Here is a 26,187-nt window from a genome sequence, read left to right as displayed (position 1 = left end):
GAACACCAAAGCTTCTGGTCAGCGAGCAATCCTACCCAGGCAACGAATGCCGGGCTGGCAAACGGATACTTCAAACAAGACGCGACGAGGTTTTTCCCCATGGCACTGACACGCGAACAGCAAATTGCAGCCCTTGAAAAAGACTGGGCTGAAAACCCACGCTGGAAAGGCGTGACCCGCGCTTATTCCGCTGCTGACGTCGTCCGCCTGCGTGGCTCGGTCCAACCTGAGCACACCTTTGCAAAACTCGGCGCCGAGAAGCTGTGGAACCTGGTCACTCAGGGTGCCAAGCCTTCTTTCCGTCCCGACAAAGATTTCGTCAACTGCATGGGCGCCCTCACTGGCGGCCAGGCAGTCCAGCAGGTAAAAGCCGGTATCCAGGCGATCTACCTGTCCGGTTGGCAAGTGGCAGCGGACAACAACTCCGCTGAATCCATGTACCCCGACCAATCGCTGTACCCGGTGGACTCGGTGCCAACCGTGGTCAAGCGCATCAACAACTCGTTCCGTCGTGCCGACCAGATCCAGTGGAAAGCCGGCAAGAACCCAGGCGATGAAGGCTACATCGACTACTTCGCGCCAATCGTGGCAGACGCCGAAGCCGGTTTCGGTGGCGTACTCAACGCCTACGAGCTGATGAAGAGCATGATCGAGGCAGGCGCTGCCGGCGTGCACTTCGAAGACCAGCTGGCTTCGGTGAAAAAATGCGGCCACATGGGTGGCAAGGTACTGGTACCGACCCAGGAAGCTGTACAGAAGCTGACCGCCGCTCGCCTGGCCGCTGACGTTGCCGGTACACCGACCATCATCCTGGCCCGTACCGACGCCAACGCGGCAGACTTGCTGACCTCGGACTGCGACCCGTACGACCAGCCGTTCGTGACTGGCGAACGCACCCAGGAAGGCTTCTATAAAGTGCGCGCCGGTCTGGACCAGGCGATCGCCCGTGGCCTGGCCTACGCGCCGTACGCCGATCTGATCTGGTGCGAAACCGCCAAGCCAGACCTGGACGAAGCACGCCGCTTTGCCGAAGCGATCAAGAAGGAGTACCCGGACCAACTGCTGTCCTACAACTGCTCGCCCTCCTTCAACTGGAAGAAGAACCTGGACGACGCGACCATCGCCAAGTTCCAGCGTGAGCTGTCGGCCATGGGCTACAAGCACCAGTTCATCACCCTGGCCGGTATCCACAACATGTGGCACAGCATGTTCAACCTGGCGCACGACTACGCCCGCAACGACATGACCGCCTACGTGAAGCTGCAGGAGCAGGAATTCGCAGACGCCGCCAAAGGCTACACCTTCGTGGCGCACCAGCAGGAAGTGGGCACCGGCTACTTCGACGACATGACCACCGTGATCCAGGGCGGCACCTCGTCCGTGACCGCGCTGACCGGTTCGACCGAAGAAGAGCAGTTCCACTAAGTACCGCGTACACGGCCACTGCGGCCCCACGGAAGACCTAACCGCAGTGCCGCGCAACAATCACGCCCCGACTGGTTCGGGGCGTTTTTTTTGCCTAGGAATCACCGAAAATCAAGGGTGGGAGCTGGCTTGCCTGCGATGGCGGTGGGTCAGAGGCAGGTGTTTCAGCTGATCAGCCGCCATCGCAGGCAAGCCAGCTCCTACATTGACCGCCCCCTATCCATAGTTTTTTGCTAAAAACATTGATCCAGAGCGGTATCCGCGCACATCCGATCGGTTAAAAGAACCGTTGCGACAACTAAGCGACACTCAAGCAAGTAACGGTAACTTCCCGCGCCACATGAGAAACACTCGCTTACACCCCACGCAAACAATATTCATTATCATTTAGCGCCTGAAAACTTCGTTACCGCTTAAACAAAACATAATTGATGAAAAGCCCGCTAATGCCCACGCCACAAGGGCTACAGCCCCAAGAAGGTGCACTATGTGCTTATTCCACCGAATAATTTCGCCCTGGGAATTTTACTTGCCCGGTGTTTAGCCATAAAATCACCGCGATTGATTGCAGTGCGACATATCGTCACTGCATCGTTACTTTTTCGAGCTCAGAGACCTTTGCTCTCTGTTAAGGATTTCCAGCATGACCGACGCGACAGGACTCATGGCCCACAACTGGGGCTTTGCCATTTTCCTTCTCGGTGTTGTAGGCCTCTGCGCCTTCATGCTTGGCGTCTCCAGCCTCCTCGGGTCAAAAGCCTGGGGCCGCAGCAAAAACGAACCGTTCGAATCCGGCATGCTACCTACAGGTGGCGCCCGCTTGCGGCTCTCAGCCAAATTCTATCTGGTCGCGATGCTCTTCGTGATCTTCGATATCGAAGCCCTCTTTCTCTTTGCATGGTCTGTGTCCGTCCGCGAAAGCGGCTGGACCGGATTCGTCGAAGCTCTCGTTTTCATAGCAATTCTGTTGGCAGGTCTTGTCTACCTGTTCCGAGTGGGCGCCCTTGACTGGGCTCCGGAAGCTCGTCGCAAGCGGCAAGCGAAGCTGAAACAATGAGGCTTTGGCAATGCAATACAATCTCACCAGGATCGACCCGGATGCTCCTAACGAGCAGTACCCCATCGGCGAACGGGAAACCGTCTCCGACCCGTTAGAAGACCAAGTCCACAAAAACATCTACATGGGCAAGCTGGAAGACGTGCTGAGTGGCGCGGTCAACTGGGGGCGTAAAAACTCCCTGTGGCCGTACAACTTCGGTCTTTCGTGCTGCTACGTGGAAATGACCACCGCCTTCACGGCGCCCCACGACATCGCGCGCTTTGGCGCCGAAGTGATCCGGGCCTCGCCGCGCCAGGCGGATTTCATGGTTATCGCCGGTACCTGCTTCATCAAGATGGCGCCGATCATCCAGCGCCTCTATGAGCAAATGCTCGAACCAAAGTGGGTTATCTCCATGGGTTCGTGCGCCAACTCCGGTGGCATGTACGACATCTACTCGGTCGTTCAAGGGGTGGACAAGTTCCTGCCCGTGGACGTCTACGTGCCTGGCTGCCCGCCCCGTCCCGAAGCGTTCCTGCAAGGCTTGATGCTGTTGCAGGAATCGATTGGCAAGGAGCGTCGCCCACTGTCCTGGGTGGTCGGTGATCAAGGCGTTTATCGCGCCGAGATGCCGTCTCAAAAGGAACAGCGCCGCGAACAGCGAATCGCAGTCACCAACCTGCGCAGCCCCGACGAAGTCTGATCCAGCCCGCTTCTTTTATAGAACGAAAACCTGGCTTCATTCTTTACGTTGACCGAAAGCGATAAAAAACCATGACTACAGGCAGTGCTCTGTACATCCCGCCTTATAAGGCAGACGACCAGGATGTGGTTGTCGAACTCAATAACCGTTTCGGCCCTGACGCCTTCACCGCCCAGGCCACACGCACCGGTATGCCGGTGCTGTGGGTGGCGCGTGCCAGGCTCGTCGAAGTCCTGACCTTCCTGCGCAACCTGCCCAAGCCGTACGTCATGCTCTATGACCTGCATGGCGTGGACGAGCGTCTGCGCACCAAGCGCCAGGGCCTGCCGAGCGGCGCCGATTTCACCGTGTTCTACCACCTGATGTCGCTGGAACGTAACAGCGACGTGATGATCAAGGTCGCCCTGAGCGAGAGCGACCTGAGCATCCCGACCGTGACCGGTATCTGGCCGAACGCCAGCTGGTACGAGCGTGAAGTCTGGGACATGTTCGGCATCGACTTCCCTGGCCACCCGCACCTGACGCGCATCATGATGCCGCCGACCTGGGAAGGTCACCCGCTGCGCAAGGACTTCCCTGCCCGCGCCACCGAATTCGACCCGTACAGCCTCAACCTCGCCAAGCAACAGCTTGAAGAAGAGGCGGCGCGCTTCCGCCCCGAAGACTGGGGCATGAAGCGCTCCGGCACCAACGAGGACTACATGTTCCTCAACCTGGGCCCGAACCACCCTTCGGCCCACGGTGCCTTCCGTATCATCCTGCAACTGGACGGCGAAGAAATCGTCGACTGCGTCCCGGACATCGGCTACCACCACCGTGGCGCCGAGAAGATGGCCGAGCGTCAGTCCTGGCACAGCTTCATCCCGTACACCGACCGTATCGACTACCTCGGCGGCGTGATGAACAACCTGCCGTACGTGCTCTCGGTCGAGAAGCTGGCCGGTATCAAGGTACCGGACCGCGTCGACACCATCCGCATCATGATGGCCGAGTTCTTCCGCATCACCAGCCACCTGCTGTTCCTGGGTACCTATATCCAGGACGTCGGCGCCATGACGCCGGTGTTCTTCACCTTCACCGACCGTCAGCGTGCCTACAAGGTCATCGAAGCCATCACCGGTTTCCGTCTGCACCCGGCCTGGTACCGCATCGGCGGCGTGGCCCACGACCTGCCGAACGGCTGGGAACGCCTGGTCAAGGAATTCATCGACTGGATGCCCAAGCGCCTGGACGAGTACCAGAAAGCCGCGCTGGACAACAGCATCCTCAAGGGCCGCACCATCGGCGTCGCGCAGTACAACACCAAAGAGGCCCTGGAATGGGGCGTCACCGGTGCCGGCCTGCGTTCCACCGGTTGCGACTTCGACCTGCGTAAAGCACGCCCGTACTCCGGCTACGAGAACTTCGAGTTCGAAGTACCGCTGGCGGCCAATGGCGATGCCTACGACCGTTGCATCGTGCGCGTCGAAGAAATGCGCCAGAGCCTGAAGATCATCGAGCAGTGCATGCGCAACATGCCGGCCGGCCCGTACAAGGCGGATCACCCGCTGACCACGCCGCCGCCCAAAGAGCGCACGCTGCAGCACATCGAAACCCTGATCACGCACTTCCTGCAGGTTTCGTGGGGCCCGGTCATGCCGGCCAACGAATCCTTCCAGATGATCGAAGCGACCAAGGGTATCAACAGTTATTACCTGACGAGCGATGGCGGCACCATGAGCTACCGCACCCGGATTCGTACCCCAAGTTTTGCCCACTTGCAGCAGATCCCTTCGGTGATCAAAGGCGAGATGGTCGCGGACTTGATTGCGTACCTGGGTAGTATCGATTTCGTTATGGCCGACGTGGACCGCTAAGCATGAACAGCACGCTTATCCAGACAGACCGTTTCACCTTGAGTGAAACCGAGCGCTCGGCCATCGAGCACGAGCTGCATCACTACGAAGACCCGCGCGCGGCGTCGATCGAAGCCCTGAAGATCGTCCAGAAGGAACGTGGCTGGGTGCCCGACGGCGCCCTCTACGCCATCGGCGAGATCCTCGGCATCCCCGCCAGCGACGTTGAAGGCGTGGCGACGTTCTACAGCCAGATCTTCCGCCAACCGGTGGGCCGCCACATCATTCGTGTGTGCGACAGCATGGTCTGCTACATCGGTGGCCATGAGTCCGTGGTCAGCGAAATCCAGGCCAAGCTGGGCATCGGCCTCGGCCAGACCACCGCCGACGGCCGCTTCACGCTGCTGCCGGTGTGCTGCCTGGGCAACTGCGACAAGGCGCCGGCGTTGATGATCGACGACGACACATTCGGTGACGTACAGCCTGCTGGCGTGACCCAATTGCTCGAGGGCTACCCATGACCCTGACCTCTTTCGGCCCGGCCAACCTGATCAAGCGTTCGGCCGAGACCCACCCGCTGACCTGGCGCTTGCGTGACGACGGCGAGCCGGTATGGCTCGACGAATACCAGGCCAAGAACGGCTACGCCGCTGCGCGCAAAGCTTTCGCCGACATGGCCCAGGACGATATCGTCCAGACCGTGAAAGACGCCGGTCTCAAGGGCCGCGGCGGCGCAGGCTTCCCCACTGGCGTGAAGTGGGGCCTGATGCCCAAGGACGAATCCATCAACATCCGCTACCTGCTGTGCAACGCGGATGAAATGGAGCCCAACACCTGGAAAGACCGCATGCTGATGGAGCAACTGCCCCATCTGCTGATCGAAGGCATGTTGATCAGTGCCCGTGCGCTCAAGACCTACCGTGGCTATATCTTCCTGCGTGGCGAGTACACCACCGCCGCCAAGCACCTCAACCGTGCAGTGGCAGAAGCCAAGGCCGCTGGCCTGTTGGGCAAGAATATCCTCGGTTCCGGTTTTGACTTCGAACTGTTCGTGCACACCGGCGCCGGGCGTTATATCTGCGGTGAAGAGACCGCACTGATCAACTCCCTCGAAGGCCGCCGCGCCAACCCGCGTTCCAAGCCGCCCTTCCCCGCCGCCGTGGGCGTGTGGGGCAAGCCGACGTGCGTGAACAACGTCGAGACCCTGTGCAACGTGCCGGCGATCATCGCCGACGGCGTGGACTGGTACAAATCCCTGGCCCGCGAAGGCAGCGAAGACATGGGCACCAAGCTCATGGGCTTCTCCGGAAAGGTCAAGAACCCTGGCCTGTGGGAACTGCCATTCGGCGTGACCGCACGCGAGCTGTTCGAGGACTACGCCGGCGGTATGCGCGACGGCTACACCTTGAAAGCCTGGCAGCCAGGCGGCGCCGGCACCGGTTTCCTGCTGCCCGAGCACCTGGATGCACAAATGTATGCCGGCGGTATCGGCAAGGTGGGCACCCGGATGGGTACCGGCCTGGCGATGGCGGTCGACAACACCGTGAACATGGTCTCGTTGCTGCGCAACATGGAGCAGTTTTTTGCCCGCGAATCCTGCGGCTTCTGCACCCCATGCCGCGACGGCCTGCCTTGGAGCGTCAAGCTGCTGATGGCCCTGGAAAATGGCGAAGGCCGCGAGGGCGACATCGAAACCCTGCTGGGTCTGGTCGGTTTCCTCGGCCCAGGCAAGACTTTCTGTGCTCACGCACCAGGCGCCGTGGAGCCATTGGGCAGCGCAATCAAATACTTCCGCTCGGAGTTCGAAGCCGGCATCGCGCCCACCAGCGCCGCCGTCCCGCCTCTGGCGAAGCCGATCGTAGTCGGCGCGTAACGCTTAAACAGGCGAAGGGTCCGTGCCCTTCGCCTGCTCATGTGCTGACGCCGTAAAGGCTGTGTAGATGCACATGAATAACAAGATTCCATTAGCCACGCCCGCTGACAACGGGCCAACGAAGAACTTTGAACCATGGCCACTATCCACGTAGACGGCAAAGCGCTCGAAGTCGATGGGGCGGACAACCTGTTACAGGCGTGTCTGTCACTCGGCCTCGACATCCCGTATTTCTGCTGGCACCCCGCGCTTGGTAGCGTCGGTGCCTGTCGCCAGTGTGCGGTCAAGCAATACACCGACGAGAACGACACCCGTGGTCGTATCGTCATGTCCTGCATGACCCCAGCCACCGACAACACCTGGATCTCCATCGACGATGAAGAATCCAAGGCGTTCCGCGCCAGCGTTGTCGAATGGCTGATGACCAACCACCCCCACGACTGCCCGGTCTGTGAGGAAGGCGGTCACTGCCACCTGCAAGACATGACGGTGATGACCGGCCACAACGAGCGCCGTTATCGCTTCACCAAGCGTACCCACCAGAACCAGGACCTCGGCCCGTTCATTTCCCACGAAATGAACCGCTGCATCGCCTGCTACCGCTGCGTGCGCTTCTATAAAGACTACGCCGGCGGCACCGACCTCGGCGTGTTCGGCGCCCACGACAACGTGTACTTCGGTCGCGTTGAAGACGGCGTGCTGGAGAGCGAGTTCTCCGGCAACCTCACCGAGGTCTGCCCGACCGGTGTGTTCACCGACAAGACCCACTCCGAGCGCTACAACCGTAAGTGGGACATGCAATTTGCGCCGAGCATCTGCCATGGCTGCTCCAGCGGTTGCAACATCTCCCCGGGCGAGCGCTACGGTGAGCTGCGTCGTATCGAAAACCGCTTCAACGGTTCGGTCAACCAGTACTTCCTGTGCGACCGTGGCCGTTTCGGCTATGGCTACGTCAACCGCGAAGACCGCCCACGCCAGCCCCAGCTGGCCGATGGCGCCAAGCTGAGCCTGGACGCAGCGCTGGATAAGGCTGCCGACCTGTTGCGCGGGCGCAATATCGTGGGTATCGGTTCGCCACGCGCCAGCCTCGAAAGCAACTTCGCGTTGCGCGAGCTGGTAGGTGCCGAACACTTCTACTGCGGTATCGAAGCCGACGAGCTGGAGCGCATCCGCCTGGTCCTGCAAGTGCTGAACGACAGCCCGCTGCCGGTACCGAACATGCGCGACATCGAAGACCACGATGCGATCTTCGTACTCGGTGAAGACCTGACCCAGACCGCTGCACGCATCGCGCTGTCGCTGCGTCAGTCGGTCAAAGGCAAGGCCGAAGAAATGGCCGACGCCATGCGCGTACAGCCTTGGCTCGACGCCGCCGTGAAGAACATCGGCCAGCACGCGCTGAACCCGCTGTTTATCGCCTCCCTGGCTGAAACCAAGCTCGACGACATCGCCGAAGAGTGCGTGCACGCCGCGCCGGACGACCTGGCCCGCCTCGGTTTCGCCGTGGCCCACGCCCTCGACGCCAGCGCACCCGCCGTTGAAGGCCTGGACGCTGAAGCTGCCGAGTTGGCCCAGCGCATTGCCGACGCCCTGCTGGCGGCCAAGCGTCCGCTGATCATTGCCGGTACCTCGTTGGGTTCCAAAGCGCTGATCGAAGCCGCCGCCAACATCGCCAAGGCCCTGAAGCTGCGCGACAAGAACGGTTCCATCAGCCTGGTGGTGCCGGAAGCCAACAGCCTGGGCCTGGCCATGCTCGGTGGCGAGTCCGTGGACGCAGCGCTGCAAGCCGTGACCGACGGCCGTGCCGACGCCATCGTGGTGCTGGAAAACGACCTGTACACCCGCACCGCTGCGGCCAAGGTTGACGCGGCACTGGACGCGGCCAAAGTGCTGATCGTCGCCGACCACCAGAAGACCGCCACCAGCGACCGCGCCGATCTGGTGCTGCCAGCCGCCACCTTCGCCGAAGGCGACGGTACCTTGGTCAGCCAGGAAGGCCGCGCCCAGCGCTTCTTCCAGGTGTTCGATCCGAAGTACATGGACGCCAGCATCCTGGTGCACGAAGGCTGGCGCTGGCTGCATGCCCTGCGCGCCACCCTGCTGAACCAGCCGATCGACTGGACCCAGCTCGACCACGTGACCGCTGCCACCGCCGCCAGCGCGCCGCAGCTTGCTCGTATCGTCGATGCCGCGCCGTCCGCCGCGTTCCGCATCAAGGGCCTGAAACTGGCACGTGAGCCGCTGCGCTACTCCGGGCGCACCGCCATGCGTGCTGACATCAGCGTGCACGAGCCGCGTACCCCGCAAGACAACGACACCGCGTTTGCCTTCTCCATGGAAGGTTACTCGGGTTCGGCCGAACCGCGTCAGCAGGTGCCATTTGCCTGGTCGCCGGGCTGGAACTCGCCGCAGGCCTGGAACAAGTTCCAGGACGAAGTCGGTGGTCATATCCGCGCTGGCGACCCAGGCACTCGCCTGATCGAAAGCAGCGGTGACTCGCTGAACTGGTTCGCTGCGGTACCGCGTCCGTTCAACCCGGCGCCGGGCACCTGGCAGGTCGTGCCGTTCTTCCACCTGTTCGGCAGCGAAGAGACCTCTTCCAAGGCCGCGCCGGTTCAAGAGCGCATTCCTGCCGCCTATGTGTCCGTGGCCAAGTCCGAAGCCGACCGCCTGGGTGTCAACGACGGCGCGCTACTCAGCCTCAACGTCGCCGGCCAGACCTTGCGTCTGCCGCTGCGTATCAATGACGAGCTGGGTGCCGGCCTGGTTGCACTGCCTAAAGGCATCGCCGGTATTCCGCCTGCCATTTTCGGCAAAACCGTTGACGGTCTGCAGGAGGCAGCGCAATGACTTGGTTCACGCCGGAAGTAATTGACGTGATCATCTCGGTGGTCAAGGCCATCGTGATCCTGTTGGCCGTGGTCGTCGCTGGCGCCCTGCTCAGCTTCGTCGAACGTCGCCTGCTGGGCTGGTGGCAGGACCGTTACGGTCCGAACCGCGTTGGCCCGTTCGGCATGTTCCAGATCGCTGCCGACATGCTGAAAATGTTCTTCAAGGAAGACTGGACCCCGCCGTTTGCCGACAAGGTGATCTTCACCCTGGCACCGGTGGTCGCCATGAGCGCCTTGCTGATTGCGTTTGCGATCATCCCGATCACCCCGACCTGGGGCGTGGCGGACCTGAACATCGGCTTGCTGTTCTTCTTCGCCATGGCCGGTTTGTCGGTATACGCGGTGCTGTTCGCCGGTTGGTCGAGCAACAACAAGTTCGCCCTGCTGGGCAGCTTGCGTGCCTCGGCGCAAACCGTATCCTATGAAGTGTTCATGGGGTTGGCACTGATGGGCATCGTGGTGCAGGTTGGCTCGTTCAACATGCGCGACATCGTCGAGTACCAGGCACAGAACCTGTGGTTCATCATTCCGCAGTTCTTCGGCTTCTGCACCTTCTTCATCGCTGGCGTGGCCGTGACTCACCGTCACCCCTTCGACCAGCCGGAAGCGGAACAGGAACTGGCCGACGGTTACCACATTGAATATGCCGGCATGAAGTGGGGCATGTTCTTCGTCGGTGAGTACATCGGCATCATCTTGATCTCGGCCCTGCTGGTCACGCTGTTCTTCGGCGGCTGGCACGGTCCGTTTGGCATCCTGCCGCAGTTGGCCTTCTTCTGGTTCTTCCTGAAGACCGCGTTCTTCATCATGCTGTTCATCCTGCTGCGCGCCTCGATTCCGCGCCCGCGTTATGACCAGGTGATGGATTTCAGCTGGAGATTCTGCCTGCCGCTGACCCTGATCAATTTGCTGGTGACGGCTGCCGTCGTGTTGTTGAACACGCCAGCTGCCGCGGTTCAGTGAGGATTTGACCCATGTTCAAATATATTGGCGACATCGTTAAGGGTACCGGTACCCAGTTGCGAAGCCTGGTGATGGTGTTCGGTCACGGCTTTCGCAAACGCGACACCCTGCAATACCCCGAAGAAGCGGTGTACCTGCCGCCGCGCTATCGCGGCCGCATCGTACTGACCCGCGACCCCGACGGCGAAGAGCGTTGCGTAGCCTGCAACCTGTGCGCCGTGGCGTGCCCGGTGGGTTGCATCTCCCTGCAGAAAGCTGAAACCGAAGACGGTCGCTGGTACCCGGACTTCTTCCGCATCAACTTCTCGCGCTGCATTTTCTGCGGCCTCTGCGAGGAAGCTTGCCCGACCACCGCGATCCAGCTCACACCGGATTTCGAGATGGCCGAGTTCAAACGTCAGGACCTGGTGTACGAGAAAGAAGATCTTTTGATCGCAGGTACCGGTAAAAACCCTGATTACAACTTCTATCGTGTTGCAGGTATGGCCGTTGCCGGTAAGCCAAAAGGCGCCGCACAAAACGAAGCCGAGCCGATCAACGTGAAGAGCTTGCTGCCTTAAGGAAGAAAGATGGAATTCGCTTTCTATTTCGCATCGGGTATTGCAGTGGTGTCCACGCTTCGCGTGATCACCAACACTAACCCCGTGCACGCCCTGCTCTACCTGATCATTTCACTGATCGCCGTGGCCATGACCTTTTTCAGCCTCGGCGCACCGTTCGCCGGTGTGCTGGAAGTGATCGCCTACGCCGGCGCCATCATGGTGCTGTTCGTGTTTGTGGTGATGATGCTCAACCTGGGGCCGGCTTCGGTCGCCCAGGAGCGCGTCTGGCTCAAGCCCGGCATCTGGCTCGGCCCGGTTGTCCTCGCCGCCTTGCTGCTGGGTGAACTGCTGTATGTGCTGTTCGCTCACCAGAGCGGCCAGGCCATCGGCCACACCACCGTAGACGCGAAAGCCGTGGGCATCAGCCTGTTCGGCCCGTACCTGCTGGTGGTCGAACTGGCTTCGATGCTGCTGCTCGCCGCAGCCATCACTGCCTTCCACTTGGGCCGCAACGAAGCCAAGGAGCAATGACGATGCCTGCTATCCCTTTGGAGCATGGTCTGGCGGTCGCCGGCATCCTGTTCTGCCTTGGCCTGGTCGGCCTGATGGTTCGCCGTAACATTCTGTTCGTGTTGATGAGCCTGGAAATCATGATGAACGCCGCGGCACTGGCGTTCATTGTGGCAGGCGCACGTTGGGGCCAGCCGGATGGGCAAGTGATGTTCATCCTGGTGATCAGCCTGGCAGCCGCCGAAGCCAGTATTGGCCTGGCGATCCTGCTGCAGCTGTATCGTCGCTTCCACACGCTTGATATCGACGCTGCCAGTGAGATGCGCGGATGAACATGATCTTTCTGACTTTCGTATTCCCCCTGATCGGTTTCCTGCTGCTGTCGTTCTCTCGCGGGCGCTGGTCGGAAAACCTCTCGGCCCTGATCGGCGTGGGCTCCATCGGCCTGTCGGCCATCGTGGCCGCCTACGTCATCTGGCAATTCAACGTGGCACCGCCTGAAGGCGGTCACTACACCCTGGTGCTGTGGCAGTGGATGGCGGTCGAGGGCTTCAAGCCCAACTTCGCCCTCTACATCGACGGCCTGTCGATCACCATGCTCGGCGTGGTGGTGGGTGTGGGCTTCCTGATCCACCTGTTCGCATCCTGGTACATGCGCGGTGAAGCGGGTTACTCGCGCTTCTTCTCGTACACCAACCTTTTTATCGCCAGCATGCTGTTCCTGGTGCTGGGCGATAACCTGTTGTTCCTGTATTTCGGCTGGGAAGGCGTGGGCCTGTGCTCGTACCTGTTGATCGGTTTCTACTACAGCAACCGCAACAACGGTAACGCGGCACTCAAGGCATTTATCGTCACCCGCATCGGCGACGTGTTCATGGCCATAGGCCTGTTCATCCTGTTCCAACAGGTGGGCACGCTGAACATCCAGGAACTGCTGGTGCTGGCACCGCAGAAATTCCAGGTCGGCGACTTCTGGATCACTCTTGCCACCCTGATGCTGCTGGGCGGCGCCGTGGGTAAATCTGCGCAGCTGCCACTGCAAACCTGGCTGGCGGATGCGATGGCCGGCCCTACCCCGGTGTCGGCACTGATCCACGCCGCCACCATGGTGACCGCCGGTGTCTACCTGATCGCCCGTACCCACGGCCTGTTCACCCTGGCGCCGGACATCCTGCACCTGGTGGGCATCGTCGGCGGCGTGACCTTGGTACTGGCCGGCTTCGCCGCGCTGGTGCAGACCGACATCAAACGTATCCTCGCCTACTCGACCATGAGCCAGATCGGCTACATGTTCCTGGCCCTGGGCGTTGGCGCCTGGGACGCGGCGATCTTCCACCTGATGACCCACGCGTTCTTCAAGGCGTTGCTGTTCCTCGCCTCCGGTGCGGTGATCGTCGCCTGCCACCACGAGCAGAACATCTTCAAGATGGGCGGCCTGTGGAAGAAACTGCCACTGGCCTACGCCAGCTTCATCGTCGGTGGTGCCGCCCTGGCCGCCCTGCCGTTGGTGACCGCCGGTTTCTACTCCAAGGACGAGATCCTCTGGGAAGCCTTTGCCAGCGGTAACCAGAACCTGCTGTACGCAGGCCTGGTGGGTGCGTTCATGACCTCGCTGTACACCTTCCGCCTGATCTTCATCACCTTCCACGGTGAAGCCAAGACCGAAGCGCACGCAGGCCACGGCATCTCCCATTGGTTGCCACTGTCGGTGCTGATCATCCTGTCGACCTTCGTCGGTGCGATGATCACCCCGCCACTGCACGGTGTATTGCCACAAAGCGTCGGCCATGCCGGCGGCGAAGCCCAGCACAGCCTGGAAATCGCCTCGGGCGCCATCGCCATCGCCGGTATCCTGCTGGCGGCCCTGCTGTTCCTCGGCAAGCGTCGCTTCGTGACTGCCGTGGCCAACAGTGGCATTGGTCGCTTCCTGTCGGCCTGGTGGTTCGCTGCCTGGGGCTTCGACTGGATCTACGACAAACTGTTCGTCAAACCTTACCTTGCGATCAGCCACGTGCTGCGCAAAGACCCGCTCGACCAGACCATCGGTTTGATCCCGCGTGCCGCCAAGGCCGGTCACACCGCCCTGAGCCGCAGCGAGACCGGCCAATTGCGTTGGTATGCAGCGTCCATGGCGGCCGGTGCCGTGCTGGTGATCGGCGCCATCGTCGTGGTAGCGGTCTGACTATGTTTAAGTGCACTGCGTACTTTGCAAACTTGCGAAAGGAAACGAGCCCGTCATGATTCTGCCCTGGCTAATCCTGATCCCCTTTATCGGCGGCCTGCTCTGCTGGATGGGTGAACGCTTCGGCGCCACCCTCCCCCGCTGGATTGCGTTGCTGACCATGTCCCTGGAACTCGCGCTCGGCCTCTGGCTGTGGGCCCACGGTGACTATTCATTCGCTCCGGCACCGGGTGTCGATCCCACCTTCGCGCTTGAATTCAAGCACGTGTGGATCCAGCGCTTCGGCATCAACGTGCACCTGGCCCTCGACGGCCTGTCGCTGTTGATGATCCTGCTGACCGGCCTGCTGGGTATCCTCTCGGTACTCTGCTCCTGGAAAGAGATCCAGCGTCACGTGGGCTTCTTCCACCTGAACCTGATGTGGATCCTGGGCGGCGTTGTCGGCGTGTTCCTCGCCCTCGACCTGTTCATGTTCTTCTTCTTCTGGGAAATGATGCTGGTGCCGATGTACTTCCTCATCGCGCTCTGGGGTCACAGTTCTTCGGACGGCAAGAAAACCCGGATCTACGCAGCGACCAAGTTCTTCATCTTTACCCAGGCTTCCGGCCTGATCATGTTGGTGGCGATCCTGGGTCTGGTCCTGGTCAACTTCAACAACACCGGCGTGATTACCTTCAACTACGCCGACCTGTTGAAAACCAAGATGTCGCTGACCACCGAGTACGTGCTGATGCTGGGCTTCTTCATCGCCTTCGCGGTGAAGCTGCCGGTGGTGCCGTTCCACTCCTGGTTGCCTGACGCCCACGCCCAGGCGCCGACTGCCGGCTCTGTGGACCTCGCCGGTATCCTGTTGAAGACCGCTGCCTACGGCCTGCTGCGTTTCGCCCTGCCGCTGTTCCCGAATGCCTCGGCCGAGTTCGCGCCGATTGCCATGACCCTGGGTCTGATCGGGATCTTCTACGGTGCGTTCCTGGCCTTCGCCCAAACCGACATCAAGCGCCTGATTGCCTTCTCGTCCGTTTCCCACATGGGTTTCGTACTGATCGGCATCTACTCCGGCAGCCAGCTGGCGTTGCAAGGCGCAGTGATCCAGATGTTGGCCCACGGTGTTTCGGCCGCTGCCCTCTTTATCCTCAGTGGCCAGCTGTACGAACGCCTGCACACCCGTGACATGCGTGAGATGGGTGGCGTGTGGTCGCGCATCGCATACCTGCCGGCGATCAGCCTGTTCTTCGCCGCCGCATCCCTGGGCTTGCCGGGTACCGGTAACTTCATCGGCGAGTTCCTGATCCTGATGGGTGCCTTTGTGCAGACGCCGTGGATCAGTGCCATTGCTACCTCCGGCCTGGTGTTCGGTTCGGTCTACTCGCTGATCATGATCCACCGCGCCTACTTCGGCCCGGCCAAGTCCGACACCGTCCTGCAAGGCATGGACGCGCGCGAACTGATCATGGTGCTCGGCCTTGCGGTACTGCTGATCTTCATCGGCGTGTACCCGCAACCGTTCCTGGACACTTCTGCCGCAACGATGCATGGCGTGCAGCAGTGGTTCGGCACCGCCTTCTCCCAACTCGCTTCGGCCCGGTAAGAGCGCTATGGAATTCACGATCCAACACTTTATCGCGCTTGCGCCGCTGCTGATTACCAGCCTCACCATCGTGGTGGTGATGCTGGCAATCGCCTGGCGCCGCAATCACTCGCAAACGTTCCTGCTGTCCTGCGCCGGGTTGAACCTGGCCCTGCTGTCGATCATCCCGGCCCTCAAGGTCGCGCCACTGGCAGTCACGCCATTGATGATGGTCGATGACTTCGCGCTGCTGTACATCGCCCTGATCCTGGTGGCGACCCTGGCCTGCGTCACCCTCGCCCACGCCTACCTCGGCGAAGGCGGCACCGGCTACCCTGGCAACCGCGAAGAGCTGTACCTGCTGATCCTGCTGGCTGCGGCCGGCGGTATCGTGCTGGTCAGCGCGCAGCACCTGGCTGGCTTGTTCATCGGCCTGGAACTGCTGTCGATCCCGACCTACGGCCTGGTGGCCTATGCCTTCTTCAATAAACGCTCCCTGGAAGCCGGCATCAAGTACATGGTGCTGTCGGCCGCCGGTTCCGCGTTCCTGTTGTTCGGTATGGCCCTGCTCTACGCCGAAGCCGGCAGCCTGAGCTTCACCGGTATCGGCCACGCGCTGGCCGCCACCAACAGCCCGGCGCCGATTGCCCAGTTGGGCCTGGCGATGATGCTGATCGGCCTGGCGTTCAAGCTGTCGCTGGTGCCGTTCCACCTGTGGACCCCGGACGTGTACGAAGGCGCCCCGGCGCCGGTGGCCGCGTTCCTGGCGACCGCGTCGAAAGTGGCCGTGTTTGCAGTGATGGTGCGTCTGTTCCAGATCTCCCCTGCCGCCAACACCGGCGTGCTGAGCAACGTGCTGACCGTGATCGCCATTGCGTCGATCCTGTTCGGTAACCTGCTGGCGCTGACCCAGAACAACCTCAAGCGTCTGCTGGGTTATTCGTCCATCGCCCACTTCGGCTACCTGCTGATCGCCTTGGTGGCGAGCAAAGGCCTGGCCGTGGAAGCCATCGGCGTGTACCTGGTCACCTACGTGATCACCAGCCTTGGCGCATTCGGCGTGATCACGCTGATGTCGTCGCCTTATAAAGGCCGTGACGCCGACGCCCTGTACGAATACCGCGGCCTGTTCTGGCGCCGTCCGTACCTGACCGCCGTACTCACCGTAATGATGCTGTCCCTGGCCGGTATTCCGCTGACGGCGGGCTTTATCGGCAAGTTCTACATCGTCGCGACCGGTGTTGAAGCCCACGAGTGGTGGTTGGTAGCGTCCCTGGTACTGGGCAGCGCCATCGGCGTGTTCTACTACCTGCGCGTGATGGTCACCCTGTACCTGATCGAGCCAAACCTGCGCCGTGTGGATGCCGAGCTGCACTGGGAACAGAAAGCCGGTGGCGTCATGCTGCTGGCCATCGCCCTGCTCGCGTTCTTCCTGGGCGTGTACCCACAACCGTTGCTCACCCTGGTGCAGCACGCGGTGCTGGGCGTTTGATCGCTTAGATTGATGCAGTAAACAGAACGGCGCCTTTGGGCGCCGTTTTGCATTTCCCAGAAACTTGCTTTTCCCTCCTCGACTCGCTGAATTGTCCTCCTCGATCTACCTCTTCATCTGGCATCTACCCGCTGAAGCCGGCCGTATGGTGTCTGCGTTTTAAGAAAGTTCCCACAGCAAGGTCACTTGACCCAACGCGGGTGGGCCACCAAACTCTACGCAGGCAACGTACAGAACATGGATGCTCTATTTATCGAACTGCCGGCATTCGAGCGGTATCGCAAAGACTATCTGAGTGACGAGCTTTTCCAGGGTTTTCAACAGGAGTTAATGAAAAACCCCGAAGCAGGAGACGTGATCGAAGGGACGGGCGGGTTGAGGAAGGTTCGCTTCATCGATGAACGACGAAACAAAGGCAAGCGCGGTGGCCTGCGGGTCATTTATTACTGGTGGTCAGGCGGTACGCAATTCTGGTTATTCACCTTGTACGGCAAACACGAACAAAACGACCTGGCACCGCAACACAAGAAAGCCCTTAAACACATGCTGGTCAGGGAAATCAAAGCGAGAATGCACAATGAAACGTGACATCTTTTCCGAACTGGTCGAAGGCTTCGACGCTTTGGCCGATGAACGCCAGGGTAAAATCACCCTGCGCAACCACAAAGTGCACCTCAACAAGCTGGCGCCGCTTACCGCAGACGAGGTGATCGCTGTGCGCCAGCAACTCAACCTCTCCCGGTCGGTATTCGCCATGTATCTGCGTACCAACACCCGCACCCTGGAGAACTGGGAACAAGGCCGGGCCAAACCCAACGCCCAGGCCGTCACCCTGATCCGCCTGGTGGCGCGCTTTCCGGAAACCGTGGCGCAACTGGCCGCACTGGGCTGACCCGCAAGCCAAAAAAAAACGCCCCGGCAGTTCGGGGCGTTTTTTCAGTGCAACAGCGTCAGAACGCGATACCCACCTTGAAACCATACTCATCACGCTTGAGCTTGGTGTTATCGGCCACATAGGAGTCGTCGTCGAGCTTGTACTCGGTACGGGTGTAGTACAGGCCCGCCATCACTGGCAGGTCGCCCTTCTGGTTCATCAGCAGGCTGACTTCGGCATAAGGGTTGGTGCGGTCCTTGAGGTCCACGCTGTCGCTGCCAACGCCGTCCACCTTGAGTTTGGCGCGGCCGTCGATGGTGTGACGGGCGCCGGCTTCAACGCGCAGGGTCATGTCATCGAACTGGTGGTTGTAGCCCAGAGCGGCCTTGGCAAACGGCGACTTGTTGGTGAGCTTCATGTCGTAGCCATTGGTGTCCGGCTCGTAGCGGGTCCAGGTGTAACCACCACCCACGATCACGTCGACGAAGTTGCGCGCATCCAGCGCGGCACGCCAGCCGAGGTCGAGGTCGGCCTGGCCTTCCTTGAGTTTGTTATCGCTTTTTTCGCCGTACTTGGCTTCGATACCGGCCTGGTAGATAAAGCCCGACTCGGCGGTGAGCTTGTTGCCGAAGTTGTAGAACAGGCCGGCTTCGGGCATGTGCTCCTTGTCGCTTTCGCTACCGCCTTCAAGTTTGAAGTCGTTGTAGCTGCCCATGATTCCGAACGTGGAAATCGGGTCGGTGGAGGGTGCAGCAAACACCACGCCGGGCGCAGCTACCAGGGCCAGCAGCGAGGTGCTCTTGATGAATTTTCCGAATAGTTTGGACATCGTTTTACATCTCCATTTTAAGGTGGGCAAAGTATTCAGGAATCGGTTCGAACCCTCGCGTTTGCGAAAAGTTCGAACTGATTTGCACCAAAATGGAGAAAAAACGGTTCAGCGAAGGCTCTATCTCAATATTCTTCAGGATTCATGCGAATAAGGCGTTCGACGGCTTCGCGCAGTTGAGGCTGATCCGGCAGCCGAATGCCGAAGGTGTCGCGCAAGAGCCCCAGCAGTTCATCGGCACTCTCAAGCGTGCGCTTTTCGCTGGGTCGATCCAGGTAATGAAGCGCATAGCGGGCGTTGGCCAAAGTATGACGTTGGCCGGGAGCCAGTAGCGCCGCTTTCAACTGCCCCACGAACGGTGACCCCGGGTGCGTTGAGACATACCAGTTGCCGATTTCGTAGTCGATATCGGCCTGCACTTGCAGGTCGAACACATACAAGCCACGCCACTCCTCACCGACCTGGGCCCACAACGTGTAGCTGCCCTGATGGTGTGTCAGGCGAAAAGGCTCATGGGCCGTGGTCTGGGGCGCTTCGTTGTCCAGTTGCAACGGGCTGCTGGGGACCATGCCACCGAAGCCCACATCGGTGATATAGCGCACGCCATCAACGGTCACCAGGCTCAGACGGTGAGTACGCCCGGTGTGGGCGTCCGGTGGCCCGCCAATCACCACACGACCGGTGATGCCACGGGCGTCAAAACCGAGCGCCTGCAACAGCGCCAGGAACAGCTGGTTCAACTCATAGCAATAGCCGCCGCGTCCCTGGTGCAACACCTTCTGCGCGACGCTTGGCAGGTCAATTGGCACCGGCACCTGCATCAGGGTCGACAGGCTTTCAAAGGCGAAGGTGCACACATGGCGCAGTTGCAAGTCCCGCAGGGTCTGCAAGGTCGGCGCCGGTGGCGAGGCATAGCCCAGGCGTTGCAGGTACAGGCGGCTATCCGTGGGTGTGAGCATGGCGCGATCCTCGGGCGCAGGGCAAGAGCGTCACTATGCCGCGCCTCTGCGTACGTTGTCATTTTGAATGAACCTTTTAGAACGACGGCCTATCCATCTATAACAAGACAGGGAGGCAACATGAGTACCGCAAAAATCTACACCATCCACTATCAGCTACACGGTAAACCCAAGTCTTTCGTGGTGCGCGCCGAGGTGATGAACAACGCTGAAGCTTGGCACTGGGCGGCCGTTGATGCCGACATTGCGCATGTCAGCCGCATCGGTCGCGTTGGTCACGAGCAAGTGAAAAAAACTACCCGGCCCTGGGCGGAAAAATACGGTATCAGCGACGTCAGCTGGAACCCGCCCAAATAAACAAAGCCCCGCACAACGGCGGGGCTCGGTTCACTTCTTCAAGTCGCCCAACGGATCGTAGGGCGGCTTTTTCTCAGATGACTTTTTCTCATCCAGCGGTGCAATAGCCGGGCCTACCGGGTCAACCTGCGGGTCGGCCACATCGGGCGAGTCCGGGTCAAAACCCAGCTCATCCTTACCACTGGCGTGCTCGTTGGAGTGGGGACCATCGGTACGTTTGTTCATCACATGCTCCTGCTAAAGCGGGCGCGCTTTGTCGTGGAGGTTTTCCAAGTCTTCTTCGACGCGCTCCACATCGTTGTCGGGGCCACGCTCTTTGGGATCGTTGGGACGCAGTGCATCGTTGTCGCGCTCCTCTTCACCCGGCGTGCGGTTAGGATCCGGTGTACCCGGCGGTGGCTGCTTGTGTTCAGACATGACGGCATACCTCATGGGGGCTTCACAGGTTAGAGAAACCGTGCGCAGCCATCGTTCAACTTCATTGTTGCAAGCATGAGAAGATAAGCGCCCTTTCTGGAGACCTGAACCGGATGTTCGAGCTCAAACCCTGCGACCCCGTCACCTACCGTCAACAAACCCGCCGCAGCACGCTGATCGTGGCCGTGCTATTCCTGGCCCTGGCCATGCTGCTGTCGAGCCTGGCGGTGATGCTGTTCGGCGAACCTGGCGGTGACAACTTTCGCTTCAATGTCGGCGGTGTATTTGCCGCTGTGTTGATCGTCTTGGCGCTGGTGCGTGGTCCGTTCTGGAGCCAGGCCTGGTTGGCGCCAGCGGTGTATGGCTGGCAGCTCAAGCGCAGCCTGATGAGCGTGACCAACGTGATGCACAAGGTCACCGAGCGGGTACAAGCTAACGACCCCACCGCCATCAAGCTGTTGCGTTTCTATCACTTGGGGCTGACGCAGATGCATGAGCTGGACGCCAACTCCAGCGCCCAGGCGCAACTGGTCGGCGAGATTGACGCACACAAGGCGAAGATGCACGCGATGGGGATCGATACCGAACAAACCCGGCTCGATCCCGCGTGGCTGGAAACGCTCAAAAGCGCTTGAGGCGTACCTCAGGACGCAGGCAAAAAGCGGTTAAAAAACCAGACTCAGGTCCAGGCGCCCTTCCCTCACCGGCGGGCACCAGTAATAGCCACCGGTCAGCGGCTTGCTGATGCGATACAGGCCATCGACGATCCCGTCCTCCAACCCGCTCATACGCCGAAGCTGGGCCTCAAACGCATCGAAGGAATGCCCGAAGGCGAGAAACATCAACCCCGCTTGGCCATTCTCGGCCCAGGGCATCGAACGACGTACCACGAAGGCTTCCGGGGTAAAGCTCTCCTGGGCCGTGCGTTTGGTATGGGCCGATTCCGGGGCGTCGTCGAGTTCTTCGTTGTCGCCATGGCGACGGCCGATAATGTGATCACGCTCCTGGGCAGGCAATGCGGCGAAACCGTCGAGATCGTGCTGCCATTGCTGGATCGCGGCAAAGCTGGCGCCGCTGTCGGTCAACGCCGCTTCCACGGCGGCATCGTCGTGAGGGTTCTCTGTGCCGTCTTCGTAGTCGGTCAGGTCAAAACCGGTCTTGTAGCGGAAGCCTTCAATCGATTGCACCAGGGCAAACGCCGGGGCCAGGGCTTTTTCGACGGCCCGGCTGCGCAGCAGCAACTCACCGCGATCCACCCCATGCAGCCATACCCACAACGCCTGCTGGGTGGACGGGTTGTGCGCGCCAGGGGCGCTTACTGAGGGAAATGCGCGCAGCCCTTCAATCTCGGCGCCCAGTGCCTTTACCAGCGGCTCACCGAAACCGACCACCGCCTGCGCATCCGTCAGTTGCACCAGCGCGTCCAATGCTGCGGGCACGGCTTGCAGGGAATCGAGGGCGAAAAACAGATGGCGGGCCTGCAAAGGCACCGGTGCGGCAAGAATGCCCGGCTGGTACTGACTCATGTGAACTCCTTCTGAAAAGCCGCGCAGTTTACCCGGCGCGCACCGCGCTGCGAACAACAATGCGCGTAAGCCTTGCCTTAGAGCCGTCAGTTGGGTGACTCTCTAGTCATGTTTTGCAACTATTCCAGGGGTAGCGACATGACCACCAGCAACCTGCTCGCCCAGCTGTTTCCCACTTCCGTCTCCCAGATTCCCGAGCAATTTCGCCTGGCGGCGCCCATTGAACAGCGCGACTACCTGGTCGATGGCCAACTGCGGGTGTGGAACGGCCCGCTTGCGCGCGTGCAAAGCCCGGTGCAGTTGGGCGATGAACGCGTGCACATCGGCAGCACGCCGCTGCTGGACGCCGAGACCGCCCTAACCGCGCTGGATGCGGCGGTGCGTGCTTATGACCGTGGCCAGGGTGAGTGGCCGACGATGCGCGTTGTTGAGCGCATCCAGCACGTCGAGGCGTTTTTGCGGCGTATGCGCGAACAGCGCGACGCGGTGGTGAAACTGCTCATGTGGGAAATCGGCAAGAACCTTAAGGACTCGCAGAAAGAATTCGACCGCACCTGCGACTACATCACCGACACCATCAATGCCCTCAAGGAGCTTGACCGCCGCAGTAGCCGCTTCGAACTGGAGCAGGACACCCTCGGACAAATCCGCCGCGTGCCCCTGGGCGTGGCGCTGTGCATGGGGCCTTACAACTACCCCTTGAACGAGACCTTCACCACGCTGATCCCAGCCTTGATCATGGGCAATACCGTGGTGTTCAAGCCGGCCAAGCTCGGTGTGCTGTTGATCCGCCCGTTGCTGGAGGCGTTCCGCGACAGCTTCCCGGCCGGGGTGATCAACGTGATCTACGGCAGCGGCCGCGAGACCGTGAGCGCGCTGATGGCCAGTGGCAAGATCGATATCTTTGCATTTATCGGCACCAACAAGGCCGCCAGTGATTTGAAAAAACTGCACCCCAAGCCACACCGTTTGCGTGCTGCGCTGGGCCTGGATGCCAAAAACCCAGGGATCGTGCTGCCCGAAGTGGACTTGGACAACGCGGTGAACGAAGCCGTCACCGGCTCGCTGTCGTTCAACGGCCAGCGTTGCACCGCGCTGAAGATCCTGTTCGTGCATGAAGACGTGGTCGAGCGCTTTATCGAGAAATTCAACGCCAAGCTGGCGACGCTCAAGCCCGGCATGCCGTGGGAGGATGGCGTGGCGCTGACGCCACTGCCAGAAGTGGGCAAGGTCGATTACCTCAGCGAACTGGTGGCCGATGCGGCGCGCCATGGCGCCAAGGTCATGAACCCCGAGGGCGGCAGCAGCCGTGGTTCGTTCTTCTACCCGGCGGTGCTGTACCCGGCGAACCCGCAGATGCGCGTCTACCACGAAGAGCAATTCGGCCCCGTGGTGCCGATCGTGCCCTATCGCGACCTGGAGACCGTGATCGACTACGTGCTGGACTCGGACTTCGGCCAGCAGTTGAGCCTCTTCGGCACCGACCCCGTGGCAGTCGGACGCCTGGTGGACACCTTCGCCAACCAGGTGGGCCGTATCAATATCAACGCCCAATGCCAGCGCGGGCCGGACACATTCCCCTTCAACGGGCGCAAGAACTCGGCCGAGGGCACGTTGTCGGTGCATGACGCCTTGCGCGTGTTCTCGATCCGAACTTTGGTGGCGACCAAGTTCCAGGAGAGTAACAAGGCGTTGGTCAGCGATATTTTGCGCAACCGCGATTCGAGCTTCCTGACCACCGACTACATCTTCTGAAGCCAACCCCGTTCCAATGTGCAGACAGGTCAGTGTGGGAGCTGGCTTGCCTGCGATGCCAGCTCCTCGGTCTTTCAGTCAGGTCGCGGTGATGCTATCGCAGGCAAGCCAGCTCCCACATTTGATCAAGCACATTCATACATTTGAGGCCATTTTAAGACTGATGAACCTGCCCTTCTTTGCCCGGCGCCTGCTGCGCCCCTTGCTCGACCCCTACCGCCGCTTTCGCCATGCCAAGCTGATCCACGCCGCGCGCGTATCGGTGGGTTTGCTGGCAACCATCCTGCTGACCACCGGCCTCAACCTGCCTCACGGGGAATGGGCGTCGGTGACCATGCTGATCGTCATCGGCGGGTTGCAGCACCACGGCAATATCGGCAAAAAAGCCGTCGAGCGCGCCTACGGCACCTTGATCGGCGCCAGCGTCGGCTTGCTGCTGGTGGTGCAGCAGGCTTACTTCGGCCTGCCGTTGCTCACCTACCTGTTGATGTCGGTGGTGTGCGGGTTCTTTTCCTATCACGCCATCGGCAAAGGCGGCTATATCGCACTGCTGTCGGCGATCACGGTGTTTATCGTCGCCGGCCACGGCGATAACCCTATCTCCGATGGACTGTGGCGCACCGTCGATATCCTGATCGGCATTGTGCTGGCCCTGGCGTTTTCCTTTGCCTTGCCGTTGTACGCCGTGTATTCGTGGCGCTACAACCTGGCCAGCGCCCTGCGTGACTGCGCGCAGATTTATAGCCGGATCATCAATGGCCAATCGGTAACTGACGATGAACACCTCAAGCTGCTCAACCGCTTGAACGGGGCGATGGTGCAACTGCGCTCGTTGATGCCGTCGGTGTCCAAGGAAGTGCGGATTTCCATGACTGAACTGGATGCGATCCAGCGGCACCTGCGCCTGTGCATCAGCACCCTGGAGATTCTGGGCAATACCCGGCCGGACCCGCGTGATGAGCAGGCCACGGCTCGGATGCGGGTGATGCTGAAGGCCGAGCATCGGCAGATTCGGGTGCAGTTGGTGGGGATGGCGCGGGCATTGAAGTCGGGGGTGACGGAGCGGTTGGAGCAATCGGGCAGTGTCACGTCGAACGTCACGCTGCTGGAGGTCCCGGTACACAACGGGCTGGACGCCTACCGGCTGTTGACGCTGCAACTGACCGCGAATGTCGACAGGATGCGTGAGCGGCTCTTCAAAAGTTCGGCGCGCTGGAAGATCTGATATCACAGCAAAAACGGAACAGATCCATCTTGAATAGATCTGTTCCGTTTTTAATTAGGACTGACCCATAAATAAAATAGATCCACCCCTTTTTATTGCGCGTTACCTCTTATTCTCATTTTTCATTTAATCGAGGCGATATACGCCTATGTAGTAGACGTGAAAATCATTGCCCCCTTGAGAGCCTGAACCGCCCCCTATATCTTGATAGTTATGAAGCACAACCGAAGCTGGCCCGTTAGCCGCCGGTATGAAGGACAAATTTTGTTGGCCTTCAAGAGAGCCGGAATTTGGAGCTGTAAATTTCGGTATAGCAACCTGCGAGCCCACGAGAACAGCCGTGATGGGCGGGACGCCACCGTGCGGACTGACGTTCGCGATGGAATAACTGATGCTATAGCGATGCACTCTATTAAAGTTAAAGGTTCTTGAGATCACTGCGCCAGCATTAGAGGGATTGGGCGTATCCACAAACAAACCAAGTCTACCAAACGTAGCGCCCAGACCGCCTCTTCCTAAAGTCCATCCGCCTAAATTTCCAGTGTTAAAGTAATGGCCGACATCTGTCCAAGGGTCTGCCTTAATATATTGAGCGCTTTTAAAAATAACGGATTTTGACTTATCATTACTGCCGTCAAACGTTACCTCACAGGTTATCGTTATTTGTGTGCCATTAGCTATGCGCTTCAGCCAACTACGCAGTACTGCCTTGTTTGCTAGTCCATTAACAGCCTCTGTTGCGGTGATTGCCACACCATTGAGAACAGTTAGCGGGGTTACGCCTGCACCGCTGCAAATCAACCAGACCCGTTGCCCTGGGTGACTCAACGACCATTTGGGCACTGCAGCCGTGGCGCTACCCGCGAAATTGTTGACATCCAGCGTACCGCCAGAAGCAATGTTGTTGATCCGTGGCTGCGGCAAACTGGCAGCAGGAATGGCATTGACCATCACCGTCTGCACCTGTGACGGAATCGGGTCCGTCACACCCGGCCGTTCTACCGAATACTTCAAGCACACGGTACTGTTCACACTGCGGTGCAAGACCTTGACCGAGGTCAGGTTGAACACCACCGTGCCCCCATCCAACCCATTCTCGACCGCCGTATGGTGGGTACCATCGGCAAAAATCCATTCAAACGTTATGCGATCCCGATTGCTCATACCGGTGTAGCGAACAGTGACCGTCGTATTGTGCTCAATCGGCAGCGGGTCCACCGTCA

The 26,187-nt window shown here is 60.2% G+C and carries 25 protein-coding genes and 1 pseudogene; 20 read left to right on the top strand and 6 right to left on the bottom strand.

Annotated elements, in window-relative coordinates:
• Positions 1-99 precede the first annotated feature (99 nt).
• From aceA to JMV15_RS23455, 16 genes are all read left to right on the top strand, one after another.
• Positions 100-1,425, top strand: a complete 1,326-nt coding sequence (aceA, locus tag JMV15_RS23530) for an isocitrate lyase (RefSeq protein ID WP_003174717.1) — start codon at positions 100-102, stop codon at positions 1,423-1,425.
• A 643-nt stretch (positions 1,426-2,068) separates the two neighbouring features.
• Complete coding sequence (locus tag JMV15_RS23525; protein ID WP_003192109.1) at positions 2,069-2,482, top strand: NADH-quinone oxidoreductase subunit A; 414 nt, start codon at positions 2,069-2,071, stop codon at positions 2,480-2,482.
• Positions 2,483-2,492: 10 nt separating this feature from the next.
• Positions 2,493-3,167 carry a NuoB/complex I 20 kDa subunit family protein gene (locus tag JMV15_RS23520; protein WP_003174719.1) on the top strand — a complete coding sequence of 225 codons (675 nt, stop codon included), beginning with the start codon at positions 2,493-2,495 and terminating at the stop codon, positions 3,165-3,167.
• Positions 3,168-3,238: 71 nt separating this feature from the next.
• Entirely contained in the window at positions 3,239-5,023 is a 1,785-nt protein-coding gene (gene nuoC, locus JMV15_RS23515; RefSeq protein ID WP_005789116.1) for an NADH-quinone oxidoreductase subunit C/D, read from the top strand.
• Between the two features lie 2 nt (positions 5,024-5,025).
• On the top strand, positions 5,026-5,523 hold the full coding sequence (gene nuoE / locus JMV15_RS23510) for an NADH-quinone oxidoreductase subunit NuoE (RefSeq protein ID WP_003232080.1): 498 nt from the start codon (positions 5,026-5,028) through the stop codon (positions 5,521-5,523).
• Positions 5,520-6,875, top strand: coding sequence for an NADH-quinone oxidoreductase subunit NuoF (nuoF, locus tag JMV15_RS23505; RefSeq protein WP_005789119.1), 1,356 nt, complete (start codon positions 5,520-5,522; stop codon positions 6,873-6,875). Before nuoE ends, nuoF begins: the two co-directional genes overlap by 4 nt.
• A 135-nt stretch (positions 6,876-7,010) precedes the next feature.
• On the top strand, positions 7,011-9,725 hold the full coding sequence (nuoG, locus tag JMV15_RS23500) for an NADH-quinone oxidoreductase subunit NuoG (RefSeq protein WP_014718910.1): 2,715 nt from the start codon (positions 7,011-7,013) through the stop codon (positions 9,723-9,725).
• The gene (gene nuoH / locus JMV15_RS23495; protein ID WP_003174724.1) at positions 9,722-10,729 is read left to right on the top strand and encodes an NADH-quinone oxidoreductase subunit NuoH; all 1,008 of its coding nucleotides are present in this window, start codon (positions 9,722-9,724) and stop codon (positions 10,727-10,729) included. The genes nuoG and nuoH overlap by 4 nt, the downstream gene beginning before the upstream one ends.
• Before the next feature lie 11 nt (positions 10,730-10,740).
• The gene (gene nuoI / locus JMV15_RS23490; RefSeq protein WP_014718911.1) at positions 10,741-11,289 is read left to right on the top strand and encodes an NADH-quinone oxidoreductase subunit NuoI; all 549 of its coding nucleotides are present in this window, start codon (positions 10,741-10,743) and stop codon (positions 11,287-11,289) included.
• Positions 11,290-11,298: 9 nt separating this feature from the next.
• The gene (gene nuoJ, locus JMV15_RS23485; protein ID WP_003174726.1) at positions 11,299-11,802 is read left to right on the top strand and encodes an NADH-quinone oxidoreductase subunit J; all 504 of its coding nucleotides are present in this window, start codon (positions 11,299-11,301) and stop codon (positions 11,800-11,802) included.
• 2 nt (positions 11,803-11,804) lie between these two features.
• Positions 11,805-12,113 carry an NADH-quinone oxidoreductase subunit NuoK gene (nuoK, locus tag JMV15_RS23480; RefSeq protein ID WP_003174727.1) on the top strand — a complete coding sequence of 103 codons (309 nt, stop codon included), beginning with the start codon at positions 11,805-11,807 and terminating at the stop codon, positions 12,111-12,113.
• Complete coding sequence (gene nuoL, locus JMV15_RS23475; protein ID WP_014718912.1) at positions 12,110-13,963, top strand: NADH-quinone oxidoreductase subunit L; 1,854 nt, start codon at positions 12,110-12,112, stop codon at positions 13,961-13,963. The genes nuoK and nuoL overlap by 4 nt, the downstream gene beginning before the upstream one ends.
• Positions 13,964-14,018: 55 nt before the next feature.
• Positions 14,019-15,551, top strand: coding sequence for an NADH-quinone oxidoreductase subunit M (gene nuoM / locus JMV15_RS23470; protein ID WP_014718913.1), 1,533 nt, complete (start codon positions 14,019-14,021; stop codon positions 15,549-15,551).
• A gap of 7 nt (positions 15,552-15,558) precedes the next feature.
• Positions 15,559-17,022, top strand: coding sequence for an NADH-quinone oxidoreductase subunit NuoN (gene nuoN, locus JMV15_RS23465; protein WP_003174731.1), 1,464 nt, complete (start codon positions 15,559-15,561; stop codon positions 17,020-17,022).
• Between the two features lie 237 nt (positions 17,023-17,259).
• On the top strand, positions 17,260-17,610 hold the full coding sequence (locus JMV15_RS23460) for a type II toxin-antitoxin system RelE/ParE family toxin (protein ID WP_038450524.1): 351 nt from the start codon (positions 17,260-17,262) through the stop codon (positions 17,608-17,610).
• Positions 17,600-17,914 (top strand): helix-turn-helix domain-containing protein, encoded by a 315-nt coding sequence (locus tag JMV15_RS23455; protein WP_014718915.1) that lies wholly within the window; start codon positions 17,600-17,602, stop codon positions 17,912-17,914. Before JMV15_RS23460 ends, JMV15_RS23455 begins: the two co-directional genes overlap by 11 nt.
• A 58-nt stretch (positions 17,915-17,972) precedes the next feature.
• On the opposite strand, the gene JMV15_RS23450 is transcribed toward JMV15_RS23455, so the two are convergent.
• Positions 17,973-18,725, bottom strand: coding sequence for an outer membrane beta-barrel protein (locus tag JMV15_RS23450; protein ID WP_038450526.1), 753 nt, complete (start codon positions 18,723-18,725; stop codon positions 17,973-17,975).
• A gap of 125 nt (positions 18,726-18,850) precedes the next feature.
• Complete coding sequence (locus JMV15_RS23445) at positions 18,851-19,684, bottom strand: arylamine N-acetyltransferase family protein (protein WP_038450528.1); 834 nt, start codon at positions 19,682-19,684, stop codon at positions 18,851-18,853.
• Positions 19,685-19,804: 120 nt separating this feature from the next.
• Here JMV15_RS23445 and JMV15_RS23440 point away from each other — a divergent pair, with 120 nt between their 5' ends.
• On the top strand, positions 19,805-20,041 hold the full coding sequence (locus tag JMV15_RS23440) for a DUF6555 family protein (RefSeq protein WP_014718918.1): 237 nt from the start codon (positions 19,805-19,807) through the stop codon (positions 20,039-20,041).
• A 30-nt stretch (positions 20,042-20,071) separates the two neighbouring features.
• Here the strand turns inward: JMV15_RS23440 and JMV15_RS23435 are convergent, their stop codons facing one another.
• Both JMV15_RS23435 and JMV15_RS23430 read right to left on the bottom strand, forming a co-directional pair.
• Positions 20,072-20,266: a DUF6021 family protein gene (locus JMV15_RS23435; RefSeq protein WP_005789138.1), complete on the bottom strand. Its 195-nt coding sequence runs from the start codon at positions 20,264-20,266 to the stop codon at positions 20,072-20,074.
• A 12-nt stretch (positions 20,267-20,278) separates the two neighbouring features.
• Positions 20,279-20,458 carry a hypothetical protein gene (locus JMV15_RS23430; RefSeq protein WP_014718919.1) on the bottom strand — a complete coding sequence of 60 codons (180 nt, stop codon included), beginning with the start codon at positions 20,456-20,458 and terminating at the stop codon, positions 20,279-20,281.
• Between the two features lie 113 nt (positions 20,459-20,571).
• Between JMV15_RS23430 and JMV15_RS23425 the strand changes: the two genes are divergently transcribed.
• Complete coding sequence (locus tag JMV15_RS23425; protein WP_014718920.1) at positions 20,572-21,093, top strand: DUF3087 family protein; 522 nt, start codon at positions 20,572-20,574, stop codon at positions 21,091-21,093.
• A 30-nt stretch (positions 21,094-21,123) separates the two neighbouring features.
• Here the strand turns inward: JMV15_RS23425 and JMV15_RS23420 are convergent, their stop codons facing one another.
• Positions 21,124-21,984, bottom strand: a complete 861-nt coding sequence (locus JMV15_RS23420) for a Dyp-type peroxidase (RefSeq protein ID WP_020302316.1) — start codon at positions 21,982-21,984, stop codon at positions 21,124-21,126.
• Positions 21,985-22,122: 138 nt separating this feature from the next.
• Here JMV15_RS23420 and JMV15_RS23415 point away from each other — a divergent pair, with 138 nt between their 5' ends.
• Together JMV15_RS23415 and JMV15_RS23410 are read left to right on the top strand one after the other, a co-directional pair.
• On the top strand, positions 22,123-23,739 hold the full coding sequence (locus tag JMV15_RS23415; protein ID WP_038450530.1) for an NADP-dependent glyceraldehyde-3-phosphate dehydrogenase: 1,617 nt from the start codon (positions 22,123-22,125) through the stop codon (positions 23,737-23,739).
• A 163-nt stretch (positions 23,740-23,902) separates the two neighbouring features.
• Complete coding sequence (locus JMV15_RS23410) at positions 23,903-24,964, top strand: FUSC family protein (RefSeq protein ID WP_038450532.1); 1,062 nt, start codon at positions 23,903-23,905, stop codon at positions 24,962-24,964.
• Positions 24,965-25,090: 126 nt separating this feature from the next.
• Here the strand turns inward: JMV15_RS23410 and JMV15_RS23405 are convergent.
• Positions 25,091-26,187, bottom strand: a pseudogene (locus JMV15_RS23405) (hypothetical protein); the annotation flags it as partial.

Origin of the sequence: Pseudomonas paracarnis (genome assembly GCF_904063055.1) — a bacterium.
In the GTDB taxonomy this organism is placed as follows: Bacteria; Pseudomonadota; Gammaproteobacteria; order Pseudomonadales; family Pseudomonadaceae; genus Aquipseudomonas; species Aquipseudomonas paracarnis.
This window is presented reverse-complemented; position numbering and strand designations above follow the sequence as displayed.